The 21,295-nt window shown below is 74.3% G+C and carries 17 protein-coding genes and 1 pseudogene; 6 read left to right on the forward strand and 12 right to left on the reverse strand.

The window, feature by feature from the left end:
• The first annotated feature begins 48 nt into the window (after positions 1 to 48).
• Positions 49 to 2,646, forward strand: a complete 2,598-nt coding sequence (locus ATJ88_RS17020; RefSeq protein WP_098464858.1) for a heavy metal translocating P-type ATPase — start codon at positions 49 to 51, stop codon at positions 2,644 to 2,646.
• Between the two features lie 116 nt (positions 2,647 to 2,762).
• On the opposite strand, the gene ATJ88_RS17025 is transcribed toward ATJ88_RS17020, so the two are convergent.
• The 5 genes and pseudogenes from ATJ88_RS17025 to ATJ88_RS17040 all read right to left on the reverse strand — a co-directional run bounded on the left by ATJ88_RS17025 (position 2,763) and on the right by ATJ88_RS17040 (position 5,419).
• Positions 2,763 to 3,569, reverse strand: coding sequence for an ABC transporter permease (locus ATJ88_RS17025; RefSeq protein WP_098464859.1), 807 nt, complete (start codon positions 3,567 to 3,569; stop codon positions 2,763 to 2,765).
• Positions 3,566 to 4,051 (reverse strand): AAA family ATPase, encoded by a 486-nt coding sequence (locus ATJ88_RS19155; protein ID WP_425432707.1) that lies wholly within the window; start codon positions 4,049 to 4,051, stop codon positions 3,566 to 3,568. Before ATJ88_RS19155 ends, ATJ88_RS17025 begins: the two co-directional genes overlap by 4 nt.
• 3 nt (positions 4,052 to 4,054) lie before the next feature.
• Positions 4,055 to 4,396: pseudogene (locus tag ATJ88_RS19160) on the reverse strand (ATP-binding cassette domain-containing protein); the annotation flags it as partial.
• A 62-nt stretch (positions 4,397 to 4,458) separates the two neighbouring features.
• Positions 4,459 to 4,758, reverse strand: a complete 300-nt coding sequence (locus tag ATJ88_RS17035; protein WP_098465439.1) for a transcriptional regulator — start codon at positions 4,756 to 4,758, stop codon at positions 4,459 to 4,461.
• Positions 4,751 to 5,419, reverse strand: a complete 669-nt coding sequence (locus tag ATJ88_RS17040) for a hypothetical protein (protein ID WP_098464861.1) — start codon at positions 5,417 to 5,419, stop codon at positions 4,751 to 4,753. Before ATJ88_RS17040 ends, ATJ88_RS17035 begins: the two co-directional genes overlap by 8 nt.
• 220 nt (positions 5,420 to 5,639) lie before the next feature.
• On the opposite strand from ATJ88_RS17040, the gene ATJ88_RS17045 reads away from it, so the two are divergent.
• The gene (locus tag ATJ88_RS17045) at positions 5,640 to 6,503 is read left to right on the forward strand and encodes a CPBP family intramembrane glutamic endopeptidase (protein ID WP_425432694.1); all 864 of its coding nucleotides are present in this window, start codon (positions 5,640 to 5,642) and stop codon (positions 6,501 to 6,503) included.
• Between the two features lie 215 nt (positions 6,504 to 6,718).
• Here ATJ88_RS17045 and ATJ88_RS17050 read toward each other — a convergent pair whose 3' ends face one another.
• The 4 genes from ATJ88_RS17050 to ATJ88_RS17065 are packed head-to-tail and all read right to left on the reverse strand — an operon-like array spanning position 6,719 to position 12,135.
• The gene (locus ATJ88_RS17050; protein ID WP_098464863.1) at positions 6,719 to 8,389 is read right to left on the reverse strand and encodes a dipeptide ABC transporter ATP-binding protein; all 1,671 of its coding nucleotides are present in this window, start codon (positions 8,387 to 8,389) and stop codon (positions 6,719 to 6,721) included.
• Positions 8,386 to 9,429 (reverse strand): ABC transporter permease, encoded by a 1,044-nt coding sequence (locus ATJ88_RS17055; protein WP_098464864.1) that lies wholly within the window; start codon positions 9,427 to 9,429, stop codon positions 8,386 to 8,388. Before ATJ88_RS17055 ends, ATJ88_RS17050 begins: the two co-directional genes overlap by 4 nt.
• Complete coding sequence (locus ATJ88_RS17060) at positions 9,429 to 10,472, reverse strand: ABC transporter permease (protein ID WP_098464865.1); 1,044 nt, start codon at positions 10,470 to 10,472, stop codon at positions 9,429 to 9,431. The genes ATJ88_RS17055 and ATJ88_RS17060 overlap by 1 nt, the downstream gene beginning before the upstream one ends.
• A 16-nt stretch (positions 10,473 to 10,488) precedes the next feature.
• Positions 10,489 to 12,135 (reverse strand): ABC transporter substrate-binding protein, encoded by a 1,647-nt coding sequence (locus ATJ88_RS17065; protein ID WP_098464866.1) that lies wholly within the window; start codon positions 12,133 to 12,135, stop codon positions 10,489 to 10,491.
• A gap of 179 nt (positions 12,136 to 12,314) precedes the next feature.
• Between ATJ88_RS17065 and ATJ88_RS17070 the strand changes: the two genes are divergently transcribed.
• Entirely contained in the window at positions 12,315 to 15,110 is a 2,796-nt protein-coding gene (locus ATJ88_RS17070; protein WP_098464867.1) for a lysylphosphatidylglycerol synthase transmembrane domain-containing protein, read from the forward strand.
• A gap of 287 nt (positions 15,111 to 15,397) precedes the next feature.
• On the opposite strand, the gene ATJ88_RS17075 is transcribed toward ATJ88_RS17070, so the two are convergent.
• Both ATJ88_RS17075 and ATJ88_RS17080 read right to left on the reverse strand, forming a co-directional pair.
• Entirely contained in the window at positions 15,398 to 15,679 is a 282-nt protein-coding gene (locus ATJ88_RS17075) for an HU family DNA-binding protein (protein WP_068205295.1), read from the reverse strand.
• A gap of 153 nt (positions 15,680 to 15,832) precedes the next feature.
• The gene (locus ATJ88_RS17080) at positions 15,833 to 16,588 is read right to left on the reverse strand and encodes a copper resistance CopC family protein (protein WP_098464868.1); all 756 of its coding nucleotides are present in this window, start codon (positions 16,586 to 16,588) and stop codon (positions 15,833 to 15,835) included.
• Between the two features lie 71 nt (positions 16,589 to 16,659).
• On the opposite strand from ATJ88_RS17080, the gene ATJ88_RS17085 reads away from it, so the two are divergent.
• On the forward strand, positions 16,660 to 18,708 hold the full coding sequence (locus ATJ88_RS17085; RefSeq protein WP_098464869.1) for an NAD(+) synthase: 2,049 nt from the start codon (positions 16,660 to 16,662) through the stop codon (positions 18,706 to 18,708).
• A gap of 10 nt (positions 18,709 to 18,718) precedes the next feature.
• Here the strand turns inward: ATJ88_RS17085 and ATJ88_RS17090 are convergent, their stop codons facing one another.
• Complete coding sequence (locus ATJ88_RS17090) at positions 18,719 to 19,324, reverse strand: hypothetical protein (protein WP_141538720.1); 606 nt, start codon at positions 19,322 to 19,324, stop codon at positions 18,719 to 18,721.
• 78 nt (positions 19,325 to 19,402) lie between these two features.
• On the opposite strand from ATJ88_RS17090, the gene ATJ88_RS17095 reads away from it, so the two are divergent.
• Positions 19,403 to 20,665 carry an amidohydrolase gene (locus ATJ88_RS17095; protein ID WP_098465440.1) on the forward strand — a complete coding sequence of 421 codons (1,263 nt, stop codon included), beginning with the start codon at positions 19,403 to 19,405 and terminating at the stop codon, positions 20,663 to 20,665.
• Positions 20,666 to 20,739: 74 nt separating this feature from the next.
• Entirely contained in the window at positions 20,740 to 21,189 is a 450-nt protein-coding gene (locus ATJ88_RS17100) for a hypothetical protein (RefSeq protein ID WP_098464871.1), read from the forward strand.
• The last annotated feature ends 106 nt before the right edge of the window (positions 21,190 to 21,295 follow it).

A 21,295-nucleotide genomic window follows, 5' to 3' on the forward strand; every position in this document is an offset into this window, starting at 1 on the left:
CCGGAACGTCGCCGGTGACCTCCGCACGTTCGACCCTGGAGTCACCTCATGAACGACCAGACCACCCACCAGTCCCCCGGTACCCCGGACGCGCCCCCCGTGCGCGAGGTCGACCTCGCCGTGCAGGGCATGACGTGCGCGTCGTGCGTGGCCCGGGTCGAGAAGCGCCTCGCCCGGCTCCCCGGCGTCGAGGCGACCGTCAACCTCCCCCTGGAGTCGGCGCACGTCGTGCTGTCCGAGGACCACGACGACGCCGCGCTGCTCGCCGCGGTCTCGGCCGCCGGGTACAGCGCGACCGTCACCCGCAGCCGCTCCACCGCCCCGCGGGCCGCGGCCCCCGAGCACGCCGGGCACGACGCGGCCGACCAGGCCGCGAACCGGCCCGACGGGTCCGCCCACGGCGGGCACGACGGCGGTCACGCCCCGAGCACCGACGGCGGGGCCGACCGGCACGCCGGTCACGGCTCCACCGGCGACGGCGGCGAGCACGGCGGCCACGACATGGCGGCCGACGAGCACGCCGGCCACGGCGGCGGCCACGTCCACACGGAGTACCGCGGCGCGGACCTGCGCCGACGCCTGCGGGCGTCGGCCGTCCTCACCGTGCCCGTGGTGGCGCTGTCGATGATCCCCGCCTGGCAGTTCCCGGGCTGGCAGTGGGTCGTCGCGGCGCTCGCGCTGCCCGTCGTGACGTGGGGCGCGTGGCCGTTCCACGCCGCGGCGGCCAAGGCGGCCCGGCACGGCGCGTCCACCATGGACACGCTGGTGTCGATCGGCGTGGTCGCGGCCACCGCGTGGTCGCTGTGGGCCCTGCTGCTGGGCGGCGCGGGACGCATCGGCATGACGATGGACGTGTCGCTGCTGCCGTCGCGCGAGCACGGGAGCATGCCGGAGCTGTACTTCGAGGTCGCGGCCGTCGTGACGACGTTCCTCCTGGCCGGCCGGTACGCGGAGCACCGCTCCAAGCGGCGGGCCGGGGACGCGCTGCGGTCCCTGCTGGAGCTCGGCGCGAAGGAGGTCGACCGGGTGACGGTGGGCCCGGACGGCACCCCCGTCCTGCACCACGGCCGGCACGTCACCGAGCGGGTCGCGATCTCGGCGCTGGCCGTCGGGGACCTGTTCACGGTGCGCCCCGGCGAGAAGGTCGCCACCGACGGCGAGGTCGTCGAGGGCACGTCGGCCCTCGACACGTCGCTGCTGACCGGCGAGCCCGTCCCGGTGGACGTCTCCCCCGGCGACGCCGTCACCGGCGCGACCGTCAACACCTCGGGCCACCTGCTCGTGCGGGCGACCCGCGTGGGCGAGGAGACGACGCTGGCGCAGATCGGCCGGCTCGTCTCCCAGGCGCAGACCGGCAAGGCCCCGGTCGCGCGGCTCGCGGACCGCATCTCGGCCGTGTTCGTGCCGGTGGTGCTGGTCCTCGCGGTCGCGACGTTCGTCGGCTGGATCGCGGCGGGCGCCGGGCTGCAGTTCGCCTTCACGGCCGCCGTCGCGGTGCTCATCATCGCCTGCCCCTGCGCCCTCGGCCTGGCCACCCCGACCGCGCTGCTGGTCGGCACCGGCCGGGCCGCCCAGCTCGGGATCGTGGTGAAGGGCCCGGAGATCCTGGAGTCCACGCGTCGCGTCGACACGGTCGTGCTCGACAAGACCGGCACGGTCACGCAGGGCGCGATGGCGCTGGAGTCGGTCGAGCCCGCCCCGGGCGTCGACGCCGACGAGGCGCTGCGGTACGCCGCCGCCGTCGAGGCGCGCAGCGAGCACCCCGTCGCCCGGGCGATCGCCGACGCGGCCACCGTGCCCGGCGGCTCGCGGTCGGGGACCGGCGCCGACGGCGTCGAGATCGGCTCGCTCCAGGTGTTCGACTTCCGCTCCACCGCGGGCGGCGGCGTCGAGGCCGTGGTGCGGACCGCGCACTCGGGCCTCGGTGACGGCCCCGCGGCGGGCGGCGGCCTCGGCAGCCGCCGTGTGGCGGTCGGCCGCCTCACCTGGCTCGACGAGGTCGGCGTGACCGTCCCCGACGAGGTGCGGGACGCCGTCGGGCAGGCCGAGGACGCCGGCGCGACCGCCGTCGTCGTCGCCTGGGACGGCACGGCCCGGGCCTCGCTCGTGCTGCGCGACCCGGTGAAGCCGACGTCCGCCCAGGCGGTGCGGGAGCTGCGCGGGCTCGGGCTGGAGCCGGTGCTCCTCACCGGCGACTCCGAGGGCGCCGCGCGCGCCGCGGCCGCCGAGGTCGGCATCGACCAGGTGATCGCCCGCGTCCTGCCGCAGGACAAGGCCGCCACGATCGAGCGGCTGCAGGGCGAGGGTCGTGTCGTGGCGATGGTCGGCGACGGCGTGAACGACGCCGCCGCGCTCGCCACCGCCGACCTCGGCCTGGCGATGGGCACCGGCACGGACGTGGCGATCGAGGCCAGCGACCTCACGCTGGTCCGAGGGGATCTCCGGGCCGCCGCCACGGCGGTGCGGATCTCCCGGCGGACCCTGCGCATCATCAAGCAGAACCTGTTCTGGGCCTTCGCGTACAACGTCGCGGCGATCCCGCTCGCGGCGGCGGGGCTGCTCAACCCGATGATCGCGGGGGCCGCGATGGCCCTGTCGTCCGTCATCGTCGTGACGAACTCGCTGCGGCTGCGCCGGGCGGGCTGACCCCGACGGCCGATGCGGCGCCGACCATGCCCGCCCGACGGTCGACCATGCGACGGCGGCCCGTCCGAGAGATCGGACGGGCCGCCGTCGCATGGTCGGCGCGGGAGCAGCAGCGGTCAGCGGAAGCGACGCCCCTCGTCGCGGCGGTACGCCCACGCCGCCAGCGCCGCGAACACCGCCGTCCAGCCGATGAGCACCAGCCACGCCCCGGGGTACGCGGGCGCACCGGTGAGCGCGTCGACCAGCAGGTCGCGGCCCGCCCGGGTCGGCACGAACCGCGAGACGCCCTCCAGCCAGTCGGGGAACAGCATCGGCGGCAGGAACAGGCCGCCCGCGAACGCCAGCGGGAACAGCACCACCTGCACCACCGGCAGCGCCGCCTTTGCCGACAACGAGTACCCCACCGCCATGCCGAGCAGCACGAACGGCACGGACGCCGCGAGGATGACGCCCACCCCCGCGAGGAGCTGCGGCAGCGTCACCGCAGCCGCGGTGAACAGCCACGCGATGAGGATGAGCGGCACCAGCCCGAACAGGGCGAAGATCGCGCCGTTGAGGACGCGCGCCGCCATCCGCGGCCCCGGCCCCGCGGGCAGGGAGCGCACGAACGGGTCGAACGGGAGCTGACGGTCCTCCGCCACGCCCAGCCCGTACGTGAACAGGCTCGCCGAGCAGACCGCGAAGAACGCCAGCCCCGCCACGGCGCTCGTCGCGAACAGCGGGTTCTGGGACACCTCCGTCTGCGGGACGACGAAAAAGAACATCGCCAGCGCCGGGAAGATCATGTTCCCGAGCACCGCGATGGGGATGCGGACGGTCTCCAGGAACTGGAACCGCAGGTGCAGCCAGGTCAGCCGCAGCGGGTGGACGGTGCCGGCCGACCGCGTGACGGGGGCGGCGGACGCCGTGTGCTGAGTGGTCATCGTCGTGCTCCTTCCGGGGTCGCCGGCGTCGCGACCATCTCCGCGAACGCCTCCTCCAGGCCCGCGCCGCGGATGCGCAGGTCGTCGAACGCCACGCCCGACGTCACCAGGGCGCGCACGAACGCGTCGGCGTCGGCCGTGTACAGCTCGTGGGAGCCGTCGTCCTGGCGCGTCCCGCGCACGACGCCGTCCCAGCCGGTCAGGTCGGCGGCGGAGCGCACCTCGACGTGCCGCAGCCCGACGCGCCGCAGGATCGCCGCGAGGGAGTCGTCGGCGCGCACCACGCCGTGGTCGATGACGACGACGCGCTCGGCGAGCGCCTGCACCTCCTCCAGGTAGTGGCTGGTGAGCAGCACCGTCCCGCCGGCCGCGTGGTAGGCGCGGATCGCCTCCCACAGGGTCTGCCGGGCGCCGACGTCGAGCCCGGTGGTGGGCTCGTCGAGCAGCAGCACGCGGGGGCGGCCCACGAGCGCGAGCGCCACGGCGAGCCGCCGCTTCTGCCCGCCGGACAGGGCGCCGGTCTGTTTGCGCGTCTGCTCGGTGAGGCCGAACTGCTCGATGAGCTCGGCGGTGGGCACCGGGTCGGGGAAGTGCCCGGCGACGAAGTCCACGACCTCGCCGACGCGCAGCGTCGCGGGCAGCCCGGTCTCCTGCGGCGTGACGCCCAGCCCGAGCCGCGCGGCGGCGTCGCGCGGGTTCCCGCCGAGCAGCCGCACCGTCCCGGAGTCGGGGCGGCGCTGGCCGCTGAGCAGGGACAGCAGCGTGGACTTCCCGGCGCCGTTCGGGCCCAGCAGCCCGACCAGCTCACCCGGTCCGACGGCGAGCGAGACGTCGTCCAGTGCGACGACGTCCCCGAACCGTCGGGTGACGCGGTCGACGTCGATGACGGTCATGCGCCTGCTCCCTTCAGCAGGTCGTCCAGCGCCGCCGTGTAGTCCTCGAAGGCACGGCGTCCGGCGACGGACAACGACAGGTAGGTGACGGGCTTGCGGCCCGCGTGGGTCTTGACGACGACGACGTAGCCGGCGTCCTCGAGCTTGCGGACGTGGGTGGACAGGTTGCCCGCGGTCATCCCCAGGAGCTGCTGCACCTTGGGGAAGGAGATCTCCTCGCCGCGGCGCAGCGCCGCGAGGGTGGCGACGAGCCGGAGCCGCGCCGGGGCGTGGATGACGGGGTCGAGGTCACCCACGACGACCACCCGCGACGGAGCGTCGCCGCGCCCGCAGCAGCGTCTCGACGAGCCCCATGAGGAGGAACCCGCCGCCCCCTGCACCGGCGAGGACGAGGTAGGTGCCCGGGATCCCCGCGAGGGTGGCGGCGCCGCCCACGAGCAGGATCCACACGCCGAGCAGGTAGAGCCGCAGGTCGGCGAAGCAGGCGCCGCCGGCGAGGTACATCATGCCGACGACGAGGCAGGCGAGGGCGTTGGCCAGCAGCGCGATGATCTCCGGGGAGGCGCCGGCGTCGGCGATGCCCGCGACGATCAGCGGGTAGGACACGAACCCGAGGGTCCACGCCCAGCCGTACATCGCACCGACCCGCGCGCTGCGGCCCCGGGTCCCGGCGGCACGGGTGACGCTGTGGACGATGGTGAAGGCGACGGCCGCGGCGATGCACACGAAGAAGACGGCGAACGCCGGCCCGGTGGGCGGGGACCCGGTGGTCCGCGAGCTCGTCCACAGGACGGAGTACCCGATGCCCCAGGCGAGCCCCCACACGAGGTACAGCAGCCGCCCGTCGGGCAGCGTGCCGGTGCGGGCGCGGCGCTGGGACTCGGCGATGAGCCGCAGGGACTCGGCGGCGTCGAGGGCCTCGGCGTCGTCGGCGGGCGGGTCGGTGGGGGTGCTCATGATGCTCCTCGTTTGAGGTTTGCGTTGCAAACTACTTTGTAGGGTGCCACCAGTTGGTCCTGCGCACAACCCCCTGGACCGCATCCGTCCCTCGGCGGGTGCGACGAGCCCGCGACCGACCATGCCGAGAGCGCCGGTCCGTCGACCGTCACGGGCGCCCACGGCATGCTCGGCGGAACGCTCCCAGGGCACGTCCGGGCGGGCGCCCTACGCTGGGCGCGTGGCCGAACCTGCCGAGGCACCCGCCGTCCCCGCCCCCGACGTCGCGTGGGCGCCGCCCCCGCCGGCCGCACCGGCGACGACCCGCCACGAGCGACGTCGCACGGGCGCGGAGGTGTGGATCGTCCTGGGGCTGAGCCTGGGGCAGAGCGCGGTGTACGCGCTGGTGGCGCTCGGCGTGCGGCTGTACGACGCGATCGCGGCGGCGACGGGCCTGGACGCGCAGACGGCGACGCTCAACGCGTCCCGCTCGGACCGCCCGTACCTCGACCTGGTGTACCAGGTGCTGGCCGTCGGGTTCGCGCTCGTGCCGGTGGCGCTGGCCCTGTACCTCCTGAGCGCGCGCGGGCCCGGCACCCTGCGGCGCATCGGGTTCGACGTCGCCCGCCCGGGCCGGGACACCGCGTGGGGCTTCGCGCTGGCGGCAGGCATCGGCGTCCCCGGGCTGGCGTTCTACGCGCTGGGGCGCGCGCTCGGCATCACCGTGACCGTGCAGGCGAGCGCCCTGGACCCGTACTGGTGGACGGTGCCGGTGCTCATCCTGTCGGCGCTGAAGAACGGCCTCCTCGAAGAGGTCATCGCGGTCGCCTACCTGCGCGAGCGCACCGCGGACCTCGGCTGGGGCCGGTGGAAGTTCGTCGTGGCGAGCTCGCTGCTGCGCGGCTCGTACCACCTGTACCAGGGGTTCGGCCCGTTCCTCGGCAACGTCGTCATGGGCGTCGTCTTCTCGTGGTTCTACACGTCCCGCTGGGGACGGCACCGCGTCATGCCGCTCGTGATCGCGCACACGATCCTCGACGTCGTCGCGTTCGTCGGCTACGCCTACGTCCCCGACGCGTGGCTCCGCGCCCTCGGCGTCCTGTAGCGGCTACCCCGGAGGTCCGAGCGTCGGGGCCGCGAAGGCCCTGACGCAAGGGCGACCCGACGACGAGGGTGGGGTGCGGGGGTTCCGGGCGCGGTCGTCAGACCGGAAGCGGAGGTCGCGCAGCGACCGTGAGCGCGACCGCGCCCGGAGCTCCGCACCCCGCCCGGGCACGACCAGGACGCGACCGCGACGCCGCCCCTGGCCGCGCCGGGCACTCAGACGAGCGCGGCCCGCCGACGCGCCTGCTCGACGGGGTCGGGCACGGGCAGGGACGCGAGCAGCCGGCGCGTGTAGTCCTCCCGGGGCGCTCCCAGCACCTCCTCGCCGGTGCCCTCCTCGACGAGGTGCCCGCGGTAGAGCACGGCGATGCGGTCGGCGACGAGGTCGACGACGGCGAGGTCGTGGGACACGAACAGGCAGGCGAAGCCGAGCTCGGCCTGGAGCTGGGCGAACAGCTCCAGGACGCGCGCCTGGACGGACACGTCGAGGGCAGAGGTGGGTTCGTCGGCGACGAGCAGCTCGGGGTCGAGGGCGAGCGCCCGGGCGAGGGAGGCGCGCTGGCGCTGTCCGCCGGACAGCTCGTGGGGGTAGCGGTCGCCGTAGGAGCGCGGGAGCTGGACGGCTTCGAGGAGCTCGTCGACGCGTCCGCGGGCGGCGTCGGGGGTCTTGGCCCGGCCGTGGACGACCAGCGGCTCGGCGACGCACTCGGCGACGGTGAGCAGCGGGTTGAACGACGTCGCCGGGTCCTGGAAGACGAAGCCGATCCGGGGCCGCATGCCCGCGAGGTCCCGGCCCCGCGCGCCACGCATCGACACCCCGAGCACGTCGAGGGTGCCGCCGGTGACGGGGGTGAGCCCGGCGACGGCGCGCGCGATGGTGGTCTTGCCGGAGCCGGACTCCCCGACGAGGCCGAGGACCTCGCCGGGGCGGATGGCGAGGGTGACGTCGTCGACGGCGGTGAAGCCGGGCTTCCGGAACCTCCCCGGGTAGGTGATGGTGAGGTGCTCGGCGCGCACGACGGGTGTGGCGTCGGCCCAGTCGTCGGGGCGGGCGGCGGCGCGTTCCCGGGCGCGGGCGGTGCCTTCGCCGAGGCGGGGCACGGCGCCGAGCAGGGCCTTGGTGTACTCGGCCTGCGGGTTGGTGAACAGCTCGCCCACGGGTGCGGACTCGACGACCTCGCCCTGGTACATGACGGCGACGCGGTCGGCGAGGTCGGCGACGACGCCCATGTTGTGGGTGATGAGGACGACGGCGGTGCCGGTGTCGTCGCGCAGGCGGCGCAGGAGGTCGAGGATCTCGGCCTGCACGGTGACGTCGAGCGCGGTGGTGGGTTCGTCGGCGACGATGAGCCGGGGTCCGAGGACGAGGGCCATGGCGATGACGATGCGCTGCTTCTGCCCGCCGGAGAACTGGTGCGGGTAGTGGTCGACGCGCTGGGCGGGGTCGGGGATGCCGACGGTGCCGAGCACCTCGATGGCGCGGCGGCGGGCTTCCTTGGCGGTGACCTTGCCGTGGGCGCGCAGGCCCTCGGCGATCTGCCAGCCGACGGTCTGCACGGGGTTGAGGGCGGTGGAGGGTTCCTGGAACACCATGGCGACGTCGCGTCCGCGCACCTCGCGCAGCCGCTTGCCGCTGACGTGCACGACGTCGGTGTCGCCGTCGTGCCCGGTGAGGACGACGGCGCCGGCGGCGGTCGCGGTCTCGGGCAGCAGCCCGAGGATGGTCTTGGCGGTGACGGTCTTGCCGGAGCCGGACTCCCCGACGATGGCGAGGACCTCGCCGGGTGCGACGTCGAGGGTGACGCCGTCGACGGCGCGGACGGGGCCGGCGTCGGTGGCGAACGAGACCGCGAGGTCCTCGATGCGCACCACGGGCTGCGTGGTCATGCGTCCTCCTTCGGGGACTGCGCGGACTCCACGGAGGTGGCGGCCACGGCGCCGGAGACGACGCCGGAGCGGGCGCGGGTGCGCAGGCGCGGGTCGGCGAGGTCGTTGAGGGACTCCCCGACGAGCGTCATGCCGATCGCGGCGAGCACGATGGCGAGGCCGGGGAACAGGGCGGTCCACCAGATGCCGCTGGTGACGTCGGCGACGGCGCGCTGGAGGTCGTAGCCCCACTCGGCGGCCGCGGTCGGTTCGATGCCGAACCCGAGGAACCCGAGCCCGGCGAGGGTGAGGATCGCCTCGGACGCGTTGAGCGTGACGATGAGCGGCAGGGTGCGCACGGAGTTGCGCAGCACGTGGCGGGTCATGATGCGCCGGTGCGGGGTGCCGAGCACGCGGGCGGCGTCGACGAACGCCTCCGCCTTGACGCGGACCACCTCGGCGCGGACGACCCGGAAGTACTGGGGCACGAACACCACCGTGATGGACAGCGCGGCGGCGAGGATGCCGCCCCACATGCTGGACTGCCCGCCGGAGATGACGATGGCGAGCAGGATGGCGAGCAGCAGCGACGGGAACGCGTAGATCGCGTCCGCGACGAGGACGAGGACGCGGTCGAGCCAGCCACCGAAGTACCCGGACACGAGGCCGAGCAGCACGCCCACGACGAGGGACGCGGCGACGGCGACGATGACGACGAGCAGCGCGGTCCGGGCGCCCCAGATCACGCGGGACAGCACGTCGTAGCCGCCGACGGTGGTGCCGAACCAGTGCTCGGCCGACGGCGGCTGCTGGGCGCCGAACGCGGTCTCGGAGTCCCGCAGCTGGGACCAGCCGTAGGGCGCGAGGAGGTCGGCGCCGAGCGCGACGAGCACGAACACGGCGCACAGGACGAGCCCGGCCACGAGCATGCCGCGCTGCAGGCCGACGCTCTGGCGCACCTGGTGGACGACGGGCAGCCGCTTGAACCAGGCGGCGCGCCCGCGCACGTGCTCGGGGCGGGCGCCGTCGGTCCCGACGGACACGATCTCGGGGACGCTCATCAGTACCTCACCCTCGGGTCGACGAGCGCGGCGATCATGTCGACGAGGAAGTTCGTCACCGCGACCACGACGGCCATGACCACGACGATGCCCTGCACGGCCACGAAGTCGCGGGCCTGCAGGTACTCGGACAGCTGGAAGCCGAGGCCGCGCCACTCGAACGTGGTCTCGGTGAGGACCGCCCCGACGAGCAGCATGGCGATCTGCATGCCGGCGACGGTGACGATCGGGATGAGGGCGGGCCGCCACGCGTGGGCGGTGACGAGCCGTCGTTCGCGCACGCCGCGGGAGCGGGCGGCGTCGACGTACTCGGTGCCGAGGGTGCCGATCATGTTGGTGCGCACGAGCCGCAGGAACACGCCGGCGGTGAGCAGGCCGAGCGCCATGGCGGGCAGGAACGCGTGCTGGAGCACGTCGAGGACGACGGCGGGGTCGCCGGTGCGGAACGCGTCGACGAGCATGAACCCGGAGTCGGCGCCGGCCTTGCGCATCTCGATCTCCCCGGCGGTGGACACGCGGCCCGCGACGGGGAACCAGCCGAGCCACACGGAGAAGACGAGCTTGAGCAGCAGGCCCGCGAAGAACACGGGTGTCGCGTAGGCGAGGATCGCGGAGAGCCGCAGGACGGCGTCGGGCCAGCGGTCGCGGCGGTAGGCGGCGATCATGCCGAACGGGACGCCCAGGACGACGGCGACGAGGACGGCGTACACGCTGAGCTCGAGCGTCGCGGCGCCGTACGTGCCGAGCACCTCGGTGACGGGCCGGTTGTCGCTGATGGTGGTGCCGAAGTCGCCGGTGAGGATCCCGCCGAGGTACTCGAGGTACTGCTCGAGGATCGGCCGGTCGTACCCGGCGGCGTGGATGCGCTCGGCGAGCTGGTCGGGCGTGAGACGACCGCCGAGGGCGGCCGTGATCGGGTCACCGGTGGCGCGCATGAGCACGAACACGGTGGTGACCAGGATGAGGACGGTGGGGATGATCAGCAGGAAGCGCACCAGGACGTAGCGTCCCAGTGCGCTCCCTGCTGCCGGTGCGGCAGACACTGCGAGAGGCTCCCGATCAGCCCTTGCTCAGCGCCGCGTAGCGGAACTTGAAGGACGCGTCGAGCGTGTCCTCGGCCCCGGAGACGTCGGCCCCGACGACGGCGACCTGCGCGCCCTGGAGGTACGGCACGGTCGACAGGTCGGCCGCGACGGTGTCCTGGATCTCCTCGATGACGGCGGTGCGCTCGGCCGGGTCGGCGGTCGTGCCCTGCTTCGTGATGAGCTCGTCCACGGCCGGGTTCGCGTAGTGGTTCCCGAGGAAGTTCTCCGTGAGGAAGAACGGCGTCAGGTAGTTGTCGGCGTCGGAGTAGTCCGGGAACCAGCCGAGCTGGTAGGCCGGGTAGACGTCGGCGGTGCGGTCCTCGGAGTACTGCACCCACTCCGTGGTCTGCAGGTCCACGGTGAACAGGCCCGACGACTCGAGCTGGTCCTTGATGAGCGCGTACTCGTCGCCCGACGACGGGCCGTAGTGGTCGTTCGAGTACTGCAGGCTCAGCGCGACCGGCGTCTCGACGCCCGCGTCCGCGAGCGCCTGCTCGGCCGCGGCGGCGTCGGGGCCGCCGGCGCCGTCGCCGTACATCTCCTTGAGGGACTCCGTCGCGCCGGTCAGGCCCGCGGGCACGTAGGAGTACAGGGGCGTGTAGGTGCCCTTGTAGACCTGCTCGGAGATGGCCTCGCGGTCGATGAGGTCGGCGACGGCCTGGCGGACGGCGAGCGCCTTGTCCTCGTCGGCGTCGGGCTGCGCGGCACCGTAGGGCTGCGTGTCGAAGTTGAAGACGACGTAGCGGATCTCGCCGCCGGGGCCCTCGACGACCTTGACGGCGTCGTCGCCCTTGAGGTCCTCGACGTCGGTCGCGGACAGGGAGCGGAACGCGACGTCGACGGAGCCCTGCTGGACCTCGAGCTTGAGGTTCGAGGCGTCGGCGAAGTAGGAGACGTTGATCTCGGGGGTCTTCGCCGCGCCGAGCAGGCCCTGGTAGCCGTCGTACGCCTCGTAGGTGACGAGCTCGTTGAGGGTGTAGCTGGTGATCGTGTACTGCCCGGCGAACGCCTGGCCGTCGACGATCTCCGTGTCGGGGGTCAGCGCGTCGGCGGCGAAGACGTCCTCGTCGACGATGGGGCCGACGGGCGACGACAGGATCTGCGGGAACACCTGGTCGTCGGGCTGCTTGAGGTGGAACACGACGGTGGTGTCGTCGACGACCTCGGTGGAGTCCAGGTTGTACAGCAGCGACGACGGGCCGTTCGGGTCCGCGATGGCGAGCTGGCGGTCGAACGTGAACTTCACGTCGGACGCGGTGAGGTCGTTGCCGTTGGCCCACTTCAGGCCCGGCTTGAGCTTGACCGTGTACTCGGTGGGGGCGGTGAACTCGGCGGACTCGGCGATGTCGGGCTCGACGTCGGGGCTGCCGTAGGGGGTGTTGAGCAGGAACGGGTACACCTGGTTCATCACCGCGAACGAGCCGTTGTCGTACGAGCCGGCCGGGTCGATGGTGGTGATCTTGTCGGTGGTGCCGACGGTGAGCGCCGTCGCGGCGCCGCCCTCGCCCTCGGTGGCGGTGTCGTCGGTCCCGCCGCCGCCGCACGCGGTGAGCGCGAGCACCAGCACCGATGCCCCCGCCGCCGTCGCGACGGTGCGTCGCGTGCCTCGGATCGTCCTCATGGGTGTTCCCCTCCTCGATGTGGCCCGCGGGATCACCGTGGGCCAGGTCACATAAGCGACGGTTATACCAGGCAACTGTGTCCGCCAGGTCACGTTCGCGTTCCTCGTCCGGGTGATCCCCGGCCGGACCGGGCGTTTTCCCGGGGCCGTGGGCGGCCCCGCGACCTAGACTCGCCAGCATGTCCCGACCCACCGGAGAGCCCCCCGCGGGCGGCGGAGCGTCGGGCACCGTCCACGAGGTCGGGTCGTTCGGCGGCGACGCCCCCCGGCCCCCGACCGGCGCCCTGCGCGCCCTGTTCCTCGGCAGCACCGCGAACGACGACCACGCCGGGCTTGTGCGCGTCGTCGACACCCCCGAGCACCGGCTGCGCAAGCCGTCCGCCCTGCTCGGGATCGTGATCAGCGTGCTCGGGGTCGCGCTCGTGCTCGCGCTGTCCGTGGTCGCGCACGGCACCACCGAGGGCGTCACCGCGGACGTGCGGGAGTTCAACACGCTCGTCGGCCAGCTGCTCGTCATCCCGGTCGCGCTGCTCGAGGGTCTCGTCACGCTGTTCGTGCCCGTGGTCGTCCTCGTGGAGCTCGGCATCCGCCGCCTCGGCCGGCAGGTCGTGGAGTCGATCCTCGCGGCGGCCCTCGGGCTCGTCCTCGCCGTCGTCGCCGTCCTCCTGCTGGACTGGCTGGGCAGCGAGGACCTCGTACGCACCCTGTCCGTGCTGCGCGACGGCGTGTGGACGATCACGATCCCGGGATACGTCGCGGCCATCGCCGGGCTCCTCATCACCGCGGGCCCCCGCACCCGGCGCCGCAGCGTCCGCTGGTCCTGGAACGTCCTCTACCTCGCGCTCGTCGTCGCGCTCATCACGGGGCAGGCCTCCCTGCCCGGCGTGCTCGTGGCGCTGCTGCTGGGCCGCCTCGCCGGGCAGACCGTCCAGTACGTGTCCGGCGTCCGCTCCGAGCGCGCCTACGGCGGGGAGCTCGTCACCGCGGTCCGCCGCGCGGGTTTCCGCCCCACCGCGCTGGTGCGCGTCCGCGGCGTCGCCGCCGACGCCGACCCCGGGACCGGGACCGGGACTCCCGCCGACGGCACCCCCGCGGCCGAGGAGAGCACCTCGACGCCCGGCAGCGCCCCGCACGGGCTCGACGACGAGATCGTCACCCACGTCGACGCCGCCGGCGAGGTCACCGGCCGCACCACGCTGCGCGCCCTGCTGCGCCAGCGTCCCCGGATCGGCCGCGAGCGCGAGCCGGACCTCCCGACGCCCGAGACCCTCGTCGACCCCGCCACCGTCGCCCTCACCCGCGCGGGCGACACCCGCGTCTACGCCATGTTCACCGGCGACGGCACCCGCCGTGACGTCGTCGTCCTCGACGGCGACCGGCACGTCGTCGGCCTCGTCACCCGCCTGTGGCGCTCCCTGCGGCTGCGCGGCCTCGAGGGCCGCGCCCAGGTCTCCCTCAAGGCCGTCGCCGAGCGCAACGCCCTGCTCACGTACGCCGCGAGCGCCGCCGGGGTGCACACGCCCCGCCTCCTCGGCGTCGGCGAGGCCGCCGACTCCATCGTGCTCGTCACCGAGCACGCCAACGACTCCGTGTCGTGGCGCGACGTGCCCGACGACGTCCTCGCGGGCGACCACGGCGACCGCGTCCTCGCCGCCGCCTGGGAGCAGCTCCGCCGTGCGCACGCCGCCGGCCTCACCCACCACGCCCTCACGCCCGACGTGCTGCTCGTCGAGCACGCCGAGGGCGCCACTCCCACCGTCTGGCTCACCGGCTGGGAGCAGGGCGAGATCGCGTCCACGGCGCTCGGCCGCCGCCTCGACCTCACCCAGATGCTGGCCCTGCTCGCCCTGCGCGTCGGCGCCGAACGGGCCGTCACGTCCGCCGTGCGCGCCCTGCCCGACGAGGACGTCGTCGCCGTCGGACCGCTCCTGCAGCCCGTCGCGCTGCCCGCCGCGACCCGCGTCGCCGTCCGCGAGCGCAAGGGCCTCATCGACGCGCTGCGCGAGGCCCTCGTGGCCCGCATGCCCGAGGTCGACGTCCAGCCGCAGAACATCACCCGGTTCGGCGCCCGCACCGTCATCACCCTGACCCTGTCGATCGTCGTCGTGACGGCGCTGGTCACCACGATGAACCTCGACGAGATCTCCGCCGCCGTCGCCGCCGCCAACCCCTGGTGGGTCGTCGCGTCGTTCCTGCTGGGCGCCATCACCTGGTTCGGGGCCGCCCTCACCTTCGTCGCGTTCTCCCCCGAACGCCTCCCCCTCGGCCGCGCGACCCTCACCCAGATGGCCGGGTCGTTCGTGTCGCTGGCCGCACCCGCCGGCATCGGCCCCGCCGCCCTCAACCTGCGCATGCTCACCCGCCGCGGCGTGTCCACCCCGATGGCCGTCGCCACCGTCGCGCTCGTCCAGGTGTCCCAGTTCGTCGTCACCGTCGTGCTGCTCGTCGTGCTCTCGATCTTCACCGGCTCCGGCGGCCTCATCGAGCTGCCGTCCATCACCGTCCTGCTCACCATCGCGGGCGTCGCCGTCGCGGTCGTCGCGACCCTGCTCGTCCCCGCGATCCGGCGCTGGGTGTGGGAGAAGACCCGCCCCACCCTCGAGCAGGTGTGGCCCCGCCTCTCCCAGATGCTCGGCCAGCCCGCCCGTCTCGCCCTCGGGCTCGGCGGCAACGTCGTCATGTCCCTCGGGTACGTCCTGGCGTTCGACGCCGCGCTCGCCGCGTTCGGGCAGTCCCTCAACCTCATCGACGTCGCCGTCGTCTACCTCGTCGGCAACGCCCTCGGCGCCCTCGTGCCCACACCCGGCGGCCTCGGCGGCGTCGAGGCGGCCCTCACCGCCGGCCTCACCGCCGCCGGCGTCCCCGCCTCCATCGCGCTGTCCACCACCATCCTGTTCCGCCTGGTCACCTACTGGGGCCGCGTCCCCTTCGGTTGGGCGGCGATGCGCTACCTGGAGCGCAAGGGCGACCTGTAGGCGGGATGCGCCGCCGTCCGTCCGGGGGTGCGGGGCGACGGCTCGTCGTCCACCCGACCCTGCGCCGAGCGACGCCGACCCCAGCCGGTCGGGACCTGGCCGCGGTCGGGGGTGTGCCGGGCACGGTCGTCAGACCGGAAGCGGAGGTCGCGCAGCGACCGTGAGCGCGACCGTGCCCGGCACACCGCCGACCGCGGCCGCACACGCACCACTACCCCGGCGGGGAGACGCGAGGGCCCGCCGTCCACCGGGGTGGACGACGGGCCCTCGTGGGTTCGCGCGAGGCGTCAGGCCGAGACGGCCTTCTTCAGCAGCGAGCCGGCGCTGATCTTCACGCCGTAGCCGGCCGGGATCTGGATCTCCTCGCCGGTGCGCGGGTTGCGGCCGGTGCGGGCGGCGCGCTCGACGCGCTCCACCGAGAGCAGGCCCGTGATCTTCACGGCCTCGCCCTTGCCCAGCGACTCGACGAGCACCTCCTGCAGGGCGTTGAGCGCAGCCTCGGAGTCCGACTTGGTCAGACCGGCCTTGGCGGCGATGGCCGAGGCGAGCTCGGACTTGTTGAGCGACATGAGCTTCCCTTCTCCGGATCACGACGTGCGGTCGCGCACGCCGTCACGTTCACGGTCGGTACCGGACGAACCGGTGGACCGGGAACACACTATGGAACATCCGCGGGTTTCTGCGACTTCTCGGCGCGTCGGCGCGCCTCCGCGGACGTCGGTTCAGTCGTGGGGCGAGCGCCCCGGGTCCGTGCCGTGCTGGTCGTGCAGGCGGCGGCGGGACCGCACGAGCAGCACGAGGGCCACACCGATGATCGCGACGAGCGCGGCGCCGTACAGCAGCGGGATGGAGCCGGAGGCGTCGTCGGTCGTGGCGGGGCTCGGCGACGTCGCGGGCGCGGCGGCGAGGTCGTCGGTCGCGACGACGCTCGCGGACGGCGACGGGGCGGGCGTGGGCTGCTCGGACGCGGCCTCGGACGGCTCGGGCGACGGCGTCGGCTCGGGCTGCTCCGCGACCGTCCAGCCGAGCTCGCCCTCGATGGGGTGCCCGTCGGACGACACGACCCGCCAGGCGAGCGTGTACGCGCCACCGGCGGTCTGCTCGCCCAGGTCGACGACGACCTCGCGGCCGTCGATCGCGATCCCCGCGTCGGTCTTCCCGTCGGGGGTGGTGGCGCGCACCTGGGTGCCGTCGGCGATGATCTCGTCGCTGAACTCCAGGGTGACCGACGTCACCGGCTCGTCGAGCGTCGCGCCGTCCTTCGGGTCGGAGCCGACGAGCTGGTCGTGGGCGCTGGCGGCACCCGCGGCGAGCACGCTCACGACGGTGCCGCCGACGAGCGCGAGCACCATCGACAGCACGACGACCAGCGCGACCGCGCGCCGCCGCCCGGTGCGGACGACGGGCGTCCACTCCTCGTCCGAGGGACGGGAGGCCTGCCGGGGGCGGGGGTCGGGACCTGCGGGGTTCTGCGCCACGGTGGCGACCCTAGCGCCGCGGTACGACGTCCGGCGAACGCGCCACCGCCGTCGTCGGGCAGACTCGGGGTGTGGACTTCCGCAACGCCTACGCCCACGGGTTCGCCCGCGTCGCCGCCTGCACCGTGCCGGTGGCCGCCGCCGACCCCGCGTCGAACGCCGCGACGATCCTCGCCGAGGCGCGCGCGTGCCACGACGACGGCGTCGCCGTGGCCGTGTTCCCCGAGCTGTCGGTGTCGGGGTACGCGCTGGACGACCTGCACCTCGCGGACACCCTGCTGGAGGCCGTGTCGGACGCCCTGGCGGCGATCGTGGCGGCCAGCGCGGACCTGCGGCCCCTGCTGGTGGTGGGTGCCCCGCTGGAGGTCGACGGCCGGGTCCACAACTGCGCCGTCGTGGTGCAGGGCGGGCAAGTGCTGGGCGTCGCCCCGAAGTCGTACCTGCCGAACTACCGGGAGTTCTACGAGAGGCGCTGGTTCGCGGCGGGCGCGGAGTCCCGCGGCGGGACGGTGCGGCTGCCGTTCTCGGGCGAGGAGGTGCCGTTCGGGCCGGACCTGCTGTTCCGGGCCTCGGACGTCGCGGGCCTCGTGGTGCACGTCGAGGTGTGCGAGGACATGTGGGTGCCCGTCCCGCCGTCGGCCGAGGCGGCGCTCGCGGGCGCGACGGTGCTGCTCAACCCGTCGGCGAGCCCCATCACGGTGGCGCGCGCGGAGGACCGCCGCCTCCTGGTGCGGTCGTCGTCGTCGCGCTGCCTCGCGGCCTACGCGTACGCGGCGGCGTCCCAGGGCGAGTCGTCGACGGACCTGTCGTGGGACGGCCAGACGATGGTCTACGAGGCGGGCGACCTGCTCGGCGAGACCGAACGCTTCCCGCAGGGCCCCCGCCGCACGGTGGCCGACGTCGACCTCGACCGGCTGCGTCAGGAGCGGCTGCGGCAGGGCTCGTTCGACGACAACCGCCGCGCGCTCGGCGAGCGGACGCGCGCGTTCCGCACCGTCGAGTGGGAGGTGCGGCCGCCGTCGGGCGACGTGGGGCTGCGCCGCAAGGTGGACCGCTTCCCGTTCGTGCCCGACGACGCGGCGCGGCTCGCCCAGGACTGCTACGAGGCGTACAACATCCAGGTCACCGGCCTGGAGCAGCGGCTCGCCTCGATCGGCGGCCCGAAGGTCGTCGTCGGCGTGTCCGGCGGCCTGGACTCGACCCACGCCCTGCTCGTGGCCGCGCACGCGATGGACCGGCTCGGGCGGCCCCGCAGCGACGTGCACGCCGTCACGATGCCCGGCTTCGCGACGTCCGCGGAGACGAAGGACCGCGCCACCCGTCTCGCGAAGGCGCTCGGGGTGCGGTTCGAGGAGCTCGACATCCGGCCCGCCGCCACGCAGATGCTGCGCGACCTCGGGCACCCGTTCGGCGACGGCGAGCCCGTCTACGACGTCACGTTCGAGAACGTGCAGGCCGGGCTGCGCACCGACTACCTGTTCCGGATCGCGAACCACCGCGGCGGCATCGTGCTCGGCACGGGCGACCTGTCCGAGCTGGCGCTCGGCTGGTGCACGTACGGGGTGGGCGACCAGATGTCGCACTACGCCGTGAACACGGGCGTGCCGAAGACGCTCGTCCAGCACCTCATCCGCTGGGTGGCGGACTCCGGCGACTTCCCCGACGACGTCGCGGACGTGCTGCGGGAGGTCGTCACCGCGGAGATCTCCCCCGAGCTGGTGCCCGTCGGCGCGGGCGAGACCCCGCAGTCCACGCAGGCCGTCGTCGGCCCGTACGCCCTGCAGGACTTCACCCTGTTCTGGACGCTGCGGCACGGCCTGCGACCCTCGAAGATCGCGTTCCTCGCGTGGCACGCGTGGCGCGACGCCGAGGCCGGCGGGTGGCCGCCGAACTACCCGCACGACGAGCGGTCCGCCTACGACCTGCCCGAGATCCGCCGCTGGCTGGTCGTGTTTGTGCGCCGGTTCTTCTCGTCGCAGTTCAAGCGGTCCGCCCTGCCGAACGGCCCCAAGGTCTCCCCCGGCGGCACGATGTCGCCCCGCGGCGACTGGCGGATGCCGTCCGACGCCTCCCCGGCGGCGTGGCTGGCCGAGATCGAGGCGAACGTCCCCGACGCCTGAGCCCTGCCGGTCAGGCCGCCGACCGCCCGGCGGGCCGACGACGGTCCCGGCGGACCGCCACCACGGCGGCCGCCGTCAGCGCCGCGACGGACACCCCGCACACGACGCCCCCGGCGACGGCGAGGCGGTCGAGGTGATCGTCGTCCAGGGCGTCGAGCACGTCGACCCGGGCCATCACGAGGTCGCCGTCGACCAGGACCTCGAAGGTCCCGCTGTAGGGCCCTCGCACGACCGGCCGCTCCGCCGCGCCGAGCTCCTGACCGAACGAGGCGTCGGCGAGGTCTGCGGTGGACACCGGCGCACCCTCCAGGGTCCGGCGCAGCGACCCGTCCGGCAGGTCGACGACGGCGCTCACCTGCGCGCCACGGGCCGACGTCCCGCGCGCGTCGTGGGCGGTGGCGACCGTGCCGTGCTCCGCGAGCCGCTGGGCGTGCCCCACCTGGGTGCCGAACGACCACGCCGCCAGTCCGCCGAGCACGGCGAGGACCACGCCGAGGACGACCGGCACCAGCACGCGCGCCGGGACCTCCGGCGTCACCGGTGCCGGCACCGCCGCGGCGGGCGGGACGGGGGTGCGGCGGTCGCGCCGGCGACGGCGCGTGGACGGGGCGGGCACACCGTGCATCCTGTCGGACGGCCGGCCCCGGCGTCGACCAGGCAGGGCGGGACGGCCCCCGGGTGCAGGATGGAGGCCATGACCTCCACCACGCCCCGCACCCCGGGCACCACCCTGTCCTCCGTCGCCGTCACCGGCGGGTACGTCGTCCCCGTCGCCGGGGAACCGATCGAGCACGGCACCGTGCTGGTCGTCGACGGCGTCATCACCGCCGTCGGCGCGGACGTCGAGATCCCCGACGGTGTGCGCGTCGTCGACGCGGGCGGCCGCTGGGTGCTGCCGGGGTTCGTGGAGTCGCACGGGCACGTCGGCATCCACGAGGAGGCCGAGGGCTGGGCGGGCGACGACACCAACGAGATGACGAACCCGAACGGCGCGGCGCTGCGCGCGATCGACGCGATCAACGTCGAGGACGAGGGGTTCCGGGACGCGCTCGCGGGCGGCGTGACGTCGGTCGTGGTGAAGCCGGGCTCCGGCAACCCGATCGGCGGGCAGACCGTCGCGATCAAGACGTGGGGCGGACGCACCGTCGACGAGCAGGTCATCGCCGAGGCGGTGTCCGTGAAGTCGGCGCTCGGCGAGAACCCGAAGCGCGTGTACGGCGACAAGAAGCAGACCCCGTCGACGCGGCTCGGCGTCGCCAAGGTGATCCGTGAGGCGTTCGTCGCCGCGCAGGACTACGCCGCCGCCCGGGCGCACGCCGAGGCGGAGGGCAAGCCGTTCACGCGCGACCTCGCCAAGGAGACCCTCGCCCGCGTGCTCGACGGCGAGCTCGCGTGGGACCAGCACACGCACCGCGCCGACGACATCGCCACGGCGCTGCGCCTCGCCGACGAGTTCGGCTACCGGCTGGTCATCAACCACGGCACCGACGGCGCGGCGGTGGCCGACGTCCTGGCGGAGCGCGACGTCCCGGTGATCTTCGGGCCGCTGTTCACCGCCCGGTCCAAGGTGGAGCTGCGCAACCGGTCGATCGCGGCACTGGGCCGGCTCGCGGCGGCCGGGGTGCGGGTCGCGATCACGACCGACCACCCCGTGGTGCCGATCAACTTCCTCGTGCACCAGGCGTCCCTCGCCGTCAAGGAGGGCCTGGACCCGCGGGTCGCGCTGGAGGCCCTGACCGTGAACCCGGCGGCGTTCCTCGGCCTGGACGACCGGATCGGTGCGCTGGAGCCGGGTCGCGACGGCGACGTCGTCGTCTGGTCGGGCGACCCGCTGGACGTGACCTCCCGCGCGGAGCACGTGTTCGTCACCGGCACCGAGGTGTACACGTGGGACGCGCAGGCCGACGGCGGCCTCGGCGCGGGCCGTGTCGCGGAGCGGTCCGCCCGGTTCGCCTGACGGGTGCTGTGAGACGCCGCACAAACGCCGTCCCAGGTTTGCCTACCTGCGGCGACGCGTTGTCGAATCGTTCCATGCGTACCCTCGTCGCCGCCACCGCGGCACTCTCTGCCGCCTTCCTGCTCGCCGCCTGTGCCGGACCGGACACCGTCGAGCCGGCAGCGGAGACCTCGGCCACCCCGGAGGCCTCCACGCAGAGCGAGGGCACCGTCGACGCACTGACCACGTGCCGCGGCTACTACGACGGCGAGGACCTGTCGATCCACGCCCGCGTGACCCGGTGGACCCCCGCCGTCGCCGAACCGGCGACCGAGGAGAACGGTGCGGAGCTCGCGATCATCCGGGACCGGATCGACGCGCAGCTGCGCTGGGCCGACGACGAGCCCGCAGCGATCCTGCGGACCGTCCAGGCGCCGTTCGTCACCGCGATCGAGGGCGGCTCGGCCGAGCCCGCCGACGTCGAGAGCGCCGCGACCGCGCTGGCAGTGCTGTGCGGGGAGACCGGGTACACCGTCCCGGAGTGACCCCCACCGGCCTCGGCCGGTGACGGCGGTCCGGTCGGTGGCGCACCGCCACCGGCCGGACCGCACCGCACCCCGCCACCCGGCGGGACCCGGAGGACCGAGCCGG

The organism is Isoptericola jiangsuensis (assembly GCF_002563715.1).
Lineage (GTDB): Bacteria > Actinomycetota > Actinomycetes > Actinomycetales > Cellulomonadaceae > Isoptericola > Isoptericola jiangsuensis.